Source organism: Streptomyces sp. Ag109_G2-15, assembly GCF_900215565.1.
Taxonomy (GTDB): Bacteria; Actinomycetota; Actinomycetes; order Streptomycetales; family Streptomycetaceae; genus Streptomyces; species Streptomyces diastatochromogenes.
The window spans coordinates 710821-722869 of record NZ_OCNI01000002.1 but is presented as its reverse complement, the minus strand read 5'-3'; the positions used below and the strand labels follow the sequence as shown (position 1 = coordinate 722869).

Sequence of the window (12049 nt, the reverse complement as noted above, 5' to 3'; positions counted from 1 at the left end):
CCCCTAGGTGAGTTGCCCTTCCCTGCGTCCAGATTGGAACCCTTGCTCATGTCCGACAAAATCACCGTCGCCGGAGTCACCGTCGACACCCGGCACTGGATCGGCGGCCAACGCGTCGCCTCCAGTGACACCTTCACCGACCACTCGCCCATCGACGGAGCCGCCCTCGGCGAGATCGCCCGCGGCGGCCCCGCCGAAGCCGCCGCCGCCGTCGCCGCAGCCAAGGCCGCCTTCCCCGGCTGGGCCGCCACTCCCCGTGCCGAGCGCGCCCGTGTCCTGCACGCCATCGCCGACGGCGTCGAGAAGCGGATCGAAGAGCTGGCCATCGTCGAGACCACCGACAACGGCGCCCTGCTCCGCTCCCACCGCCGGGGCGTCATGCCCCGGGTGGCCCACAACTTCCGGTTCTTCGCCGACTGGCTGCTCCAGCTCGGCCACGAGGACTTCGAGACGCGGGGGCACAGCAACCACGTCAGCTGGGACCCGGCCGGCCCGTGCGTGCTGATCACGCCGTGGAACGCCCCGCTGATGCTGGCCACCTGGAAGGTCGCCCCGGCCCTCGCCGCCGGTGACACCGTGGTCCTGAAGCCCGCCGAGTGGTCACCGCTGACCGCCTCGCTGCTCGCCGACATCGCCGCCGAGGCGGGGCTGCCCGCCGGAGTGCTGAACGTCGTGCAGGGGTACGGCGCCGAGATCGGCGACGCGCTCACCTCGCACCCGGACGTGCGCCGGATCAGCTTCACGGGCTCCGTGCCCACGGCCAAGCGCATCGCGGAGTCGGCGGCCGTCAACCTCACCCCGCTCAGCCTCGAACTCGGCGGGAAGTCACCGCTGTTGGTGTTCGCGGACGCCGACCTGGACCTGGCCGTCGACCTGGCCGTCGAGCAGTACGACAACGCCGGGCAGGTGTGCCTCGCCGCCACCCGCTTCCTCGTCGAGGAGTCGATCGCCGAGGAGTTCACGCACCGTTTCGTCGAGAAGGCGGCCACGCTCACGCAGGGCGACCCGCGGGACGAGGCCACCGACATCGGCCCGAACATCCACCCCCGCCAGCTCGACAAGATCGACGGCTTCGTGCAGCGGGCGGTGGCGGCCGGGGCCCGCGCGGTCATCGGCGGTCACCGCAAGGAGGGCCAGTACTACGCGCCGACGCTCCTCACCGACGTCGCCCAGGACTCGGAGATCGTGCAGGAGGAGGTCTTCGGGCCCGTCCTGACCCTCCAGACCTTCAGCACCGAAGAAGAAGCCGTCCGCCTCGCCAATGACACGCGCTTCGGTCTCGCCGCCACCGTCGCCACGGGCGACCGCGCGCGCTCCGAGCGCGTCACCGCGCAGCTCGTCGCCGGCACCGTCTGGGTCAACTGCTTCTTCGTTCGCGACCTCCAGGCACCCTTCGGCGGCTCCCGCCTCTCGGGTGTCGGACGGGAGGGCGGTACCTGGAGCTTCGACTTCTACTGCGACCTGAAGAACACCGTCACCGCCCCGAAGGGATGGAAGGACCATGGGTGAGATCGTCGGGGCGGGGCTGCTCGCCCACGTCCCCACCATCGTGCTGCCGGAGGCCGACCGGCTGGAGCTGAACCAGGGCAAGGAGATCACCCTCGTCACCGGCCTCGAACAGCTCCGCAAGGACGTCTTCGACCGGGACGACTACGACACCGTCGTCGTCCTCGACTCCCACTGGGCGACCACCGTCGAGTTCGTCGTCACCGCCCAGCAGCGGCGGGCCGGCCTGTTCACCTCCGAGGAGCTGCCGCGCGGCATGTGCCGGATGCCGTACGACTTTCCCGGTGACCCCGAACTCGCCCACAACATCGCGCAGTTCGCCGACAAGCACGGCACGTGGATCACGCCGATCGACGACGAGTACCTGCCGATCTACTACGCCACCATCAACCTCTGGAAGTTCCTCGGCGAGGGGCTGCCGGACAAGCGGTGGGTGACCATCGGCGTCTGCCAGACCGGTGACATGGAGGACCACCTGCGCCTCGGGCGCGCCCTCGCCGACGGCATCGCCGCCACCCCGGGGCGCCGGGTGCTGATCATCGCCTCCGGTGCGCTCTCGCACACCTTCTGGCCGCTGCGCGAGCTGCGCGACCACGAGGCCAGCGACCCGGTGCACATCTTCACGCCCGAGGCCCGCGCGGCCGACGAGGAGCGCATCGCCTGGTTCAAGGAGGGCCGCCACGACAAGGTCCTCGACACCATGGACGAGTTCTGGAGGTTCAAGCCCGAGGCGAAGTTCTTCCACTACCTGATGATGGCCGGCGCCCTCGGCGAACAGGCCTGCGTCGCCAGGGCCCGCCAGTACGGCGCGTACGAGAACTCCGTCGGCACCGGCCAGGTGCACCTGTGGTTCGACCGCCCGGCCGGCGGCTGGACCGGCACCGGCCTGCCCGCCGCACCGTCCCCGCGCACCCCGCACAGCCGCGTCTAACCCCGAACAGCCGCATCCAGGAGAACCGACATGCCCGAATACCGCCGTATCCTCCTCGACGGCGCCGCCGTCCAGGTCACCGTAGACGGCGACGAACTCGTCGCCGGTGACGGCCGCCGCGTCAAGATCGAGGACGCCCGGCACCTGCCTCCGGTGGTCCCCTCCAAGGTCGTCGCCGTCCACCTCAACCACCGCAGCCGGGTGGAGGAGTTCCGGATCGACCTGCCGGACACGCCGACCTACTTCCACAAGCCGACCTCGTCCCTCAACTCCCACCAGGGCGCGATCGTCCGCCCCGAGGGCTGCAAATGGCTCAACTACGAGGGCGAGGTCGCCATCGTGATCGGGAGGACCGCCCGTAACATCGCGCCCGCCGAGGCGGGGGAGTACATCGCGGGCTACACGATCGCCAACGACTACGGCCTGCACGACTTCCGCGACACCGACGCGGGCTCCATGCTCCGGGTCAAGGGCTCCGACACCCTGTGCCCGCTCGGCCCGGGCCTGGTCACCGACTGGGACTTCCACGGCAAACGGCTGCGGACGTACGTCAACGGCGAGGTCGTCCAGGACGGTTCGACCGACGAGATGAAGTGGGACATGCACTACCTCGTCGCCGACATCGCCCGCACGATCACCCTGTACCCGGGGGACGTGCTGCTCTCCGGCACCCCGGCCAACTCGCGGCCGGTCCGGCCCGGCGACGTCGTGGAGGTGGAGGTGGAGGGCCTCGGCCGGCTCACCAACCACATCGTCACCGGACCCACCCCGATCCGCACCGACGTCGGCGCGCAGCCCACCGAGTCCGAGGAGGTGCTGTCCACCGCGCTGGGCGGCGACTGGGAGTTCCGCGGCGTGCGGCCGCCGCGGCGGTGAACCGCGGACCCTGCGCGGCACGAGCGGCGGGTAGGGTCACGGCCATGACCGAACCCGCCGAGACCTCGCAGGACCGCCGCCAGTCCTCCCGCAAGCGGCTCGGCTACGGCGAGGGCCGCGAGGCGCTGCTCAGGGCCGCCGTGCGGGTCGTCGGGGCCCGGGGGCTGCGCCACCTGACCTACCGGGCCGTCGCCGAGGAGGCGGGCGTCACCCACGGTCTGGTCGTGCACCACTTCGGCTCCCGGGACGCGCTGATCGAGGAGTCCCTGGCCTACGCGATCCGCACCAGCCTCAGCAGCAGCCTCCTGGAACCCGGCACCGGCCGCCCCGAGGACTTCGTCGCCGGTCTCACGGACATGGTGGAGGAGGACGCGGACGGACAGGCGTACCAGTACGAGCTGCTGCTGGAGGCCCGCCGCCGCCCCGAGCTGCTGCCGCAGGTGCGCGAGCTGTACGACGAGTACTTCGGTGCCTCGCACCGCGAGCTGGACCGGATACTGCCGCCCGGGGTGAGCCCGACCTTCAACCGGCTGGTCTTCGCCGCCCTGGACGGTCTCGTCCTGCACCAGCTGACCGGGATCGCCGACCGCGGCGACACCGAGGCCTGCCTCGCCGAGCTGCGGTCCCTCCTGCGCGACCTGGGCGAGCGGCCCCCGGACCGCGACTGAGCGTGCCCGCCAGGGACCCCCCCGTCGCGCTTGCGGCGGGGGGTTTCTCGTGCGATCCCACAGGCGGTTTCCGGACCGTAAATTCCCCACCCGTACCCCTTGCCAGATGGATAGTTCCGGCCCACCATGAGGCAACTCGTTTGGCTCAAAACAAAACCTCCCTCCCCTCCTCAGCAGGTGATCCGAGTGGACAGTCAGACGGTCGACGCAGCACCCCGGGCCGGAGAGGCCCCACAGCCCGCAGGAACCCTCAAGCGCAACGCCCTGGGAGTCCTGGGCATCCTCTTCTTCGTCCTCTCCGCCCAGGCGCCGCTCACCGGTATCGCGGGTGCCGTCCCGATCGCCGTCGCGGTCGGCAACGGCCCCGGGGCCCCGGCCGCCTACGCCGTCGCCGGCGCGGTCATCCTGCTGTTCTCGGTGGGGTTCGTGGCCATGGGCCGGCACGTGGTGAACGCGGGCGCGTTCTACACCTACATCGGCAAGGGCCTCGGCCGGACCACCGGCAGCGGCAGCGCCGCGGTGGCCCTCTTCGCCTACTGTACGGTCCAGGCCGCGATGTACGGCCTGTACGGCTTCACGGTCGCCGGCCTCGTCGAGCACTACGCCGGCGTGCACCTCGCCTGGTGGGTGTGGGCCCTGGTGACCATGGTCGTCGTCCAGGCGCTGGGCGCCGCCGGCATCGAGATCGGCGCCAAGGTGCTCGCCGTGTTCGTGCTGGCCGAGTTCAGCATCCTGCTCGCCTTCGCCCTCGTCACCCTCTTCAGGGGCGGCGGCCCCGAGGGCCTCGGCGTCGCCGACACCTTCTCCCCGAGCGCCGTCCTCCAGGGCGCCCCGGGCGTGGCGCTGATGTTCGCCGTCGCGTCCATGTTCGGCTTCGAGGCCACCGCGATCTACGGCGAGGAGGCCCGCCAGCCGCACAGGACGGTGCCCCGGGCGACCTACCTGTCGGTCGCCGTGGTCACCGGCTTCTTCGCCTTCACCTCCTGGATGCTCGTCTCCTCGTACGGCGCCACGAAGGTCACCGGAGCCGCGGGCAAGGCCCTGGAGGGCGGCGACGCCACCGTGTTCGTCTTCGCACCGATCGCGCACCTGTTCGGCGGCTGGGCAGGCGACGTGCTTCCCGTCCTGCTGGGCACCTCCCTGTTCGCCGGCATCCTCGCCTTCCACAACTCCGCCAACCGCTACCTGTTCTCCCTCAGCCGCGAGGGCCTGCTGCCCCGCCGGCTGCGCTCGCTCAACAAGCGCCACTCGCCGTGGGCGGCCGGCATCGTGCAGACGGCGATCGCGGTGCTGCTGGTGATCCCCTTCGCCCTCGCCGGCAAGGACCCGGTCCTCACCCTCTTCTCCTGGCTCAGCGGCGTCGGCGTCCTCGCCTGCATGCTCCTGTACTTCCTGACCTCGATCTCCGTGATCGTCTTCTTCCGCCGTGAGCGCCTCGACACCCGGCGCTGGAACACCCTGATCGCCCCGACCCTCGGCGCACTCGGCATCGCCGCCGTGATCTGGGTGGTCCTCGCGAACTTCACCACCCTCATCGGCGGCGACGCGACCACCGCCACCTGGCTCGTCGCAGCCGTCCCCGCCGTGCTGCTGCTGGGCGTCGCGACCGCGCGCGTGGTCCACGCCCGGACCGCCGAGGCCGGCTGACGCACCCCGCCAGGCCCGGCTCCGTCAGGGGCCGGGCCCCCTACCCTGGACAGGACCACCATGCTGGACGTCACCCATGACGAACTGCTGCGCCGGGCCAAGACTCTCGACCTGCCCGCGCTGCACCACATCGACGGGACCGACGAACCCGGGGGAGGGACGACCTTCGCCGTCGTCTCGCCCCGCGACGGACAGACCCTCACCGAAGTCCCCGACGCGCGGCAGGCCGAGGTCGACCACGCCGTCGCCGCCGCACGCCGCGCCTTCGACTCGGGCCCCTGGCCGCGCCTGGCGCCCGCCGAACGCGGCCGCGTGCTGCTCCGCATCGCCGAACTCCTCGAAGAACAACGGGAGAAGCTCGCCCTCACCGTCACCCTGGAGATGGGCAAGCCGATCACCGACGCGTACGCCATCGAACTGCGCGCCGCGATCAACACCTTCCGCTGGTACGGCCAGCTGGCCGACAAGCTCACCGACGAGTCCCCGCACACCGCCCCCGACGCCCTCGCCCTCGTCACGCGCGAACCGGCGGGCGTGGTCGGCGCCGTCGTCCCCTGGAACTTCCCGCTCACCCTGGCGAGTTGGAAAGTCGCCCCGGCCCTCGCGGCCGGCTGCACGGTCGTCCTGAAGCCGTCCGAGTCCTCCCCGCTGTCCGCGCTGCTGCTCGGCCGGATCGGCACCGAGGCCGGACTGCCGCCGGGCGTGCTCAACGTCGTCACCGGCGACGGCCCCACCGCCGGCCGCGCGATCGGCCTGCACCCGGACGTCGACGTCCTCGCCTTCACCGGCTCCACCGCCGTCGGCCGCCACTTCCTGCGCTACTCCGCCGACTCCAACCTCAAGCGGGTCTGGCTCGAACTCGGCGGCAAATCACCCAACATCATCCTGCCCGACGCCCCCGACCTCGACCGCGCGGCCGCCACCGCCGCCTGGGGCATCTTCTTCAACCAGGGCGAGATGTGCACCGCGCCCTCCCGGCTCCTCGTGCACTCCTCGATCGCCGAGCGCGTCACCGAGGCCGTAGTGGACAGGGCCCGTGAACTCCGCGTCGGCGACCCGCTCGACCCCGCCACCGAGATGGGCGCCCTCGTCGGCGAGGCCCACCTGGACCGCGTCCTCGACCACGTCGCCACCGCCGGCGCCGAGGGCGCCCGCCTGCGCACCGGCGGCGCCCGTACCCTCGCCGACACGGGCGGCAGCTACCTCAGCCCCACCGTCTTCGACCGGGTCGACCCCGGGATGCGGCTGGCCCGCGAGGAGATCTTCGGCCCGGTGCTCTCCGTCCTCGCCTTCGACGACCTCGACGAGGCGGTGCGGCTCGCCAACGCCACCGAGTACGGCCTCGCCGCCGGCCTGTGGACCTCCGACCTGTCCACCGCCCACCAGGTCTCCCGCGCGCTCAAGGCCGGCACGGTGTGGGTCAACTGCTACGAGGAGGGCGACCTGACCGTCCCCTTCGGCGGTATGAAGCAGTCCGGCAACGGCCGCGACAAGTCCGTGCACGCCCTGGAGAAGTACACCGAGCTCAAGACGACCTGGATCCAGCTGTGACGCCCCGCCCGCTGATCGCCGTCCCCGCCCGCTTCTCCGCCACCACCTCCGCCCTGCGCTACGCAGCCGAGGTCAACGCCCGCGCCCTGATCGAGGCCGTCTGGCGGGCCGGCGGCGAACCCGCGAGCATCCACCCCGCCGAGAGCGACGTCGCCGCCCGGCTCGCCCGCTTCGACGGCGTCCTGCTCCCCGGCGGCGGCGACCTCGCCCCGCACCGCTACGGCGCCGCCACCGCCCACGACAGCGTCTACGACGTCGACGACCTCCAGGACACCTTCGACCTGCAGGTCGCCCGCCACGCCCTCGACGCGGGCCTGCCCCTGCTGGCCGTCTGCCGGGGACTGCAGGTCGTCAACGTGGCCCTCGGCGGCAGCCTGGAACAGGACATGGGCGGCCCGGAACACGAACACCGGCACCTCGTGCACCCGGTACGGATCCGGCGCGGCACCCTGCTCGAACGGGCCACCGGCGCCGAGAAGGCGGACGCCTCCTGCTACCACCACCAGCGCGTCGACCGCCTGGGCCACGGCCTGACCGTCACGGCCACCGCCGCCGACGGCACCGTCGAGGGACTCGAACTCCCGGGCGCCCGGGGCTGGTTCACCGCCGTACAGTGGCACCCCGAGGACACCGCGCACGAAGACCCCGCCCAGCAGGGCCTGTTCGACGCCCTGGTCGCCGCCGCGCGACGGAGCAGCTGACCGCAGGTCAGTTCCTGGCGCGCCGCCCACTGCGGCGGGGCGCCGGCTCGGCCCCGCCGAGCAGCTCCCGGCGACGCTCCTCACCGTGCTCCTCCACCTGGAGGACGACCCGCCGCAGCCCCTCCGCGAGGCTGCGGCACTCGGCGTCGCTCAGGCCCGCGGTGACGAACGCCTCCTCCTCGTTGAACTCCGGGAACACCCGCCGCATCAGCTCCTCGCCCTTGTCGGTGAGGCTCAGCAGCACCAGCCGCCCGTCGTCCGGATGCCCGGCCCGGGTGATCAGCCCGCGCGACTCCAGGGTGCGCGCCACGCCGGTGAGCGTGCCCTTGGAGATCCCGGCCTCCTCCGCCACGTGCCGGGTCTCCGACTCGCCCCAGACCCACACCACCCACAGCACGACGAACGCCGTCCAGGTCAGGTCCGAGCCGCGCAGCACCGAGTTCTCCAGGTGCTGCCGCACCGCGGAGGCGGCCCGGTAGATGTTGGCCACGGCCGCCATCTGCTCCCGGCGGATCGGGACGCCGCCGAGCTTCGCCGACGCGAGCCGTTCGGCTTCGGTGATGGATCGCTGGCCGGGCACGGGCGCTCCTCGGGTCGCTGCGCGGGACACCCACGGCCGGGTTTCGGCCATGGGAGATCGTTCGGCCTCAAATTGTACGGAGAACCGGGCCGGGGAAGGGAGCGTCCACCCCTCGACGTAACCTTTCTGCACCCCAGCTGCCCGAGGAGATCCCCATGTCCGCCGCCCGCCCCCGCGTCCTCTACGTCACCGACCTGGCGTACCCGGCCCGCGGGCGCCGCTACGGCGACGAGGACGTCTTCCTGACCTCGCGGCTGCGTGAGCACTTCGACCTCGCCCTGTGCCATCCGCTGGACGCGGCCGCGCTCATGGACGCCTACGACGCGGTCGTCATCCGCAACAGCGGACCCGTCCTCGGCTACCAGAAGGAGTACGACGCCTTCCGCGCGCGTGCGCTCGGCAGCGGGGCGCGGGTGTACAACCCGCTCAGCGGCAAGGCCGACATGGCCGGCAAGCAGTACCTGCTCGACCTGAGCGCGGCGGGCTTCCCGGTCATCCCCACCGTCGACCGGGCCGAGGACCTGCACCAGCTGCCCGCGGCCGAGCGCTACGTGGTCAAGCCCAAGGCCGGCGCCGACTCCCTCGGCCTGCGGATCCTCCCCGCCGACGGTCTCGCGGGGCTCGCCGGCCTCGCCGACGGCACCGTCCTCATCCAGCCGTGCGTCGACTTCGCCTACGAGGTGTCCTTCTACTTCGTCGACGACGACTTCCAGTACGCCCTGTACGCACCCGACCCGGAGCGCCGCTGGGAGCTGCGGCCGTATGCCGCCACCGCCGCCGACCTGGAGTTCGCCCGCCACTTCATCGACTGGAACGGCCTCGACCACGGCATCCAGCGCGTCGACGCCTGCCGCGCACCGGACGGCGAGCTGCTGCTGGTCGAGCTGGAGGACCTCAACCCCTACCTGTCCCTGGACGCCCTCCCGGAGGAGGACCGGGACGCCTTCGTCACCGCGCTGACGGCGTCCCTGAGCCGGTTCGTCCACGCGGCCCAGGGGACGCAGGAGGCGCGGGAGACGCTCATCCCAGCCTGACGGTGATCCGCTGCGTCGCGCCCGCCGTCGCGGTCAGGTCCCCGAAGGTCAGGGTCAGCGCGGAGCCGGTCGCCGCCGAGATGACCGTGGCCGGCGCCGAGGTGACCGAGGCGACCGGCCGCCGCCAGGTCAGCGTGAGACTCGTGCGCATGCGCATCGGATCGCTCACCGCGATCACCGCCGTACCGTCGGCCTTCTCGGTGATCATCACGCAGCACGGATCGCTCGCGGTGAGCGTTCCGACCGATCCGCCGAACCAGAAGTTCACGCCGGTGAAGCCGAGCGAGGGAACGGTCACGCCCTGCCGGCTGTCGGTGTTGGCGAGGACGGTCAGCCACCCGGTGTCGGCGGCCCGCGCCTGCGTACGGGCGGCGGTCGCGCCCGGCAGCAGGAGGTAGGCGTACGACGCGTTCACCGGGTCCGTGCCGTGGTCGACGTACAAGGTCAGGTACCTGCGGTTCAGGACGGTCGTCGAGCCGCCCTTGTTGATCGTGCTCCAGCTGCCGTCCCGGGCCTCACGCAGCGCCCGCACCGTCGCCCCGCCCGGGAAGACATAACCGCCGTGCCCGCCGATGTGCGCCCACTTCGCGCCCGTGAGCGTCTCGGACCACGGGTACGCCGCGGGCTTGACCGTCCCGTCCACCGTGAACGGGGCGCCGCCGGTGGGGCCGAGGTTGCGGTTCTCGACCGTCGTCTCCACGGCCGTGCCGTCCGTGCACTTGATGCCCGCGCCCAGGCAGACGACCGTGTCGTCCAGGAAGAACCACGACTTCTTCGCCAGCAGCGTGGACTGCAGCCCCTTCAGGTACTGCCCGACCGCGGCCCGCTCCCCGTCCGTGGCACCGCCCACCCAGTTCACGTCCGGCAGCGAGGCACCCCAGTCCCCGCCCGCCGCGTCCGCCAGCGCCTTGCGGGAGACGGTCGTACCGGGCAGCCGGTAGGGGTCGACGGTCGGCCAGAAGGCGTCGCTGTACTGGCCGTTGGCGAACGTGTCGCCCCACCAGTAGAGCATCCCCGAACCGGTGTGCCAGCCGCGCAGGTTCTCGCCGTTGCCCGTCTCGTAGTAGGTGATCCGGCGGTCGGCCATGCTCAGCGCGGCCGCCCACCCGGGCCTGCGGTGCGTGGCCCGCGCCATGGACGGGAACAGCCGGTGCCCGGTGGGCTCGGCGACCGCGGTCACCGACGTGTCGTCCTGAACTCCCTTGAGCCGGGCCAGCTGCGGCAGGCCGAGCACCGGGTCGTTCAGCGGCGCACTGTAGTAGTCGCGTTGCGTCCAGCCCTTCACCAGGCCGCGCCAGCGCGCGTTCTCCGCCGCGCTCGCGCCCTGCCCGAGCAGGACGATCGAGGCGAGGATCGGGTGGCCGCGCAGATGGTCGTCCTGCTGGACCTGCTTCGGGTCCGACGCCGACAGCCCCCGGCTGATCGCCCGGCCCGAAACACCGTCCATCACCAGGCCGTTGTAGAGGAACGGCGCCCACGCGTGCTCCACCGCGTCGAACACGATCTGCCGGTTCGGGTCCGTCACCGCCCAGCTCGAACCCGCCAGCAGCGCGAACAGCAGACCGAGGCCGCCGAGCAGCACCGAGCCGTACGAACCTGTGTAGGGCACGGTGGTGTGCTGGACGAACGACCCGTCCGCGTACAGGCCGTCGCCCGAGGTGACGTACGGGAAGACGGGGGAGAGGGCGTCCCGGGCCAGGGCCACCTTGGCCGCGCTCGCGCCGACGACGCCGCGCAGCGCCAGCACCCGGCACAGGTCGACCCGGTTGGCTCCGGTGCTGGTCCCGCTGTAGCTCGCCACCGCCGAGTCGGGCACGAAGTGGTCCACCGCGGCGAGGTAGTTCGCGAGCTGCGCCGCCGACAGGGCGTCGTACAGCAGCACACAGACGTCGAGCAGCGCCTGCGGGGCGCCGATCTGCCAGCTGTACCAGTTGCCGTACCGAGCCTGGCCGGCGTTGTAGACGTCGTCGTGGAGATGGTCGAGGCCGGTCAGGATCGCGTCCCGCAGACCGGTGTCGCCGGTCAGGCCGGTGCCGGGCCGGCAGTAGGCCTGGGCGAGCGTGTTCAGGCGGGTGTAACTGGTGTTCATGTTGCCCGAGTAGCCGTAGGACTCCTGGTCGGTGTCCGGGTCCGGGTCGGCGTACACCAGGTCGGGCCAGAGCGAGCCGGTGGCCGGGGCCAGCGTGGCGAGCAGCCCGCGCGCGGTGGCCCCCAGGTCGGCGAGCCGGGACGCGAACGGTTCGGCGGCCGGGTCGAAGCCCTCGCCGAGGATCAGGGTGCGCCACTTCGCACGCAGCGTCGCGAACTCGTCCGAGGCCGCGAAAGCCCGGGTGCCGAGCCCCAGGGCGACAGCGGTGCCTGCGGAAGCGGTCAGGAAACCACGGCGTGACCAAGGAGTCGTCATGACGGCGGTTTCTAGCATGCACTCGATCAAACGCTCAATGCTTCTTACTGAGTTGAGCGTTTCGAGCGTTTAGGGGAGAGGGCGGGGCTGAACGGGCCCGGCGTGCGCGCCGTATCTCAGCACGGGGACCGCGGATCCCGTACGCACGGGA

10 protein-coding genes are annotated in these 12049 nt (G+C 71.9%); 8 read left to right on the top strand and 2 right to left on the bottom strand.

Features of this window, described 5'->3' with window-relative positions; translation table 11 throughout:
- Positions 1–48 precede the first annotated feature (48 nt).
- The 7 genes from CRP49_RS39735 to CRP49_RS39705 all read left to right on the top strand — a co-directional run bounded on the left by CRP49_RS39735 (position 49) and on the right by CRP49_RS39705 (position 7880).
- Positions 49–1509, top strand: a complete 1461-nt coding sequence (locus CRP49_RS39735) for an aldehyde dehydrogenase (protein ID WP_097258240.1) — start codon at positions 49–51, stop codon at positions 1507–1509.
- Positions 1502–2437 carry a 3,4-dihydroxyphenylacetate 2,3-dioxygenase gene (locus CRP49_RS39730; RefSeq protein ID WP_097258239.1) on the top strand — a complete coding sequence of 312 codons (936 nt, stop codon included), beginning with the start codon at positions 1502–1504 and terminating at the stop codon, positions 2435–2437. The genes CRP49_RS39735 and CRP49_RS39730 overlap by 8 nt, the downstream gene beginning before the upstream one ends.
- Before the next feature lie 30 nt (positions 2438–2467).
- A complete protein-coding gene (locus CRP49_RS39725) occupies positions 2468–3313 on the top strand; it encodes a fumarylacetoacetate hydrolase family protein (protein WP_097258238.1) in 846 nt (281 codons plus the stop codon).
- Positions 3314–3357: 44 nt separating this feature from the next.
- The gene (locus CRP49_RS39720) at positions 3358–3981 is read left to right on the top strand and encodes a TetR/AcrR family transcriptional regulator (protein ID WP_097258237.1); all 624 of its coding nucleotides are present in this window, start codon (positions 3358–3360) and stop codon (positions 3979–3981) included.
- A gap of 186 nt (positions 3982–4167) precedes the next feature.
- The gene (locus CRP49_RS39715; RefSeq protein WP_373560429.1) at positions 4168–5628 is read left to right on the top strand and encodes an APC family permease; all 1461 of its coding nucleotides are present in this window, start codon (positions 4168–4170) and stop codon (positions 5626–5628) included.
- A 60-nt stretch (positions 5629–5688) separates the two neighbouring features.
- A complete protein-coding gene (locus CRP49_RS39710) occupies positions 5689–7179 on the top strand; it encodes an aldehyde dehydrogenase (RefSeq protein ID WP_097258235.1) in 1491 nt (496 codons plus the stop codon).
- The gene (locus tag CRP49_RS39705; RefSeq protein WP_097258234.1) at positions 7176–7880 is read left to right on the top strand and encodes a gamma-glutamyl-gamma-aminobutyrate hydrolase family protein; all 705 of its coding nucleotides are present in this window, start codon (positions 7176–7178) and stop codon (positions 7878–7880) included. The genes CRP49_RS39710 and CRP49_RS39705 overlap by 4 nt, the downstream gene beginning before the upstream one ends.
- 7 nt (positions 7881–7887) lie before the next feature.
- On the opposite strand, the gene CRP49_RS39700 is transcribed toward CRP49_RS39705, so the two are convergent.
- Entirely contained in the window at positions 7888–8460 is a 573-nt protein-coding gene (locus CRP49_RS39700; protein ID WP_097258233.1) for a MarR family winged helix-turn-helix transcriptional regulator, read from the bottom strand.
- 155 nt (positions 8461–8615) lie between these two features.
- Here CRP49_RS39700 and CRP49_RS39695 point away from each other — a divergent pair, with 155 nt between their 5' ends.
- A complete protein-coding gene (locus CRP49_RS39695; RefSeq protein WP_097258232.1) occupies positions 8616–9494 on the top strand; it encodes a hypothetical protein in 879 nt (292 codons plus the stop codon).
- Here CRP49_RS39695 and CRP49_RS39690 read toward each other — a convergent pair.
- Positions 9481–11898: a polysaccharide lyase 8 family protein gene (locus CRP49_RS39690; protein ID WP_097258231.1), complete on the bottom strand. Its 2418-nt coding sequence runs from the start codon at positions 11896–11898 to the stop codon at positions 9481–9483. The genes CRP49_RS39695 and CRP49_RS39690 overlap by 14 nt on opposite strands.
- Between the last annotated feature and the right edge of the window lie 151 nt (positions 11899–12049).

Bases quoted from the DNA above. Each gene is read 5' to 3' on its own strand.
- CRP49_RS39690 (WP_097258231.1), bottom strand. From the start codon at position 11,898: ATGACGACTCCTTGGTCACGCCGTGGTTTCCTGACCGCTTCCGCAGGC.
- CRP49_RS39730 (WP_097258239.1), top strand. From the start codon at position 1,502: ATGGGTGAGATCGTCGGGGCGGGGCTGCTCGCCCACGTCCCCACCATC.
- CRP49_RS39725 (WP_097258238.1), top strand. From the start codon at position 2,468: ATGCCCGAATACCGCCGTATCCTCCTCGACGGCGCCGCCGTCCAGGTC.
- CRP49_RS39695 (WP_097258232.1), top strand. From the start codon at position 8,616: ATGTCCGCCGCCCGCCCCCGCGTCCTCTACGTCACCGACCTGGCGTAC.
- CRP49_RS39720 (WP_097258237.1), top strand. From the start codon at position 3,358: ATGACCGAACCCGCCGAGACCTCGCAGGACCGCCGCCAGTCCTCCCGC.
- CRP49_RS39710 (WP_097258235.1), top strand. From the start codon at position 5,689: ATGCTGGACGTCACCCATGACGAACTGCTGCGCCGGGCCAAGACTCTC.
- CRP49_RS39735 (WP_097258240.1), top strand. From the start codon at position 49: ATGTCCGACAAAATCACCGTCGCCGGAGTCACCGTCGACACCCGGCAC.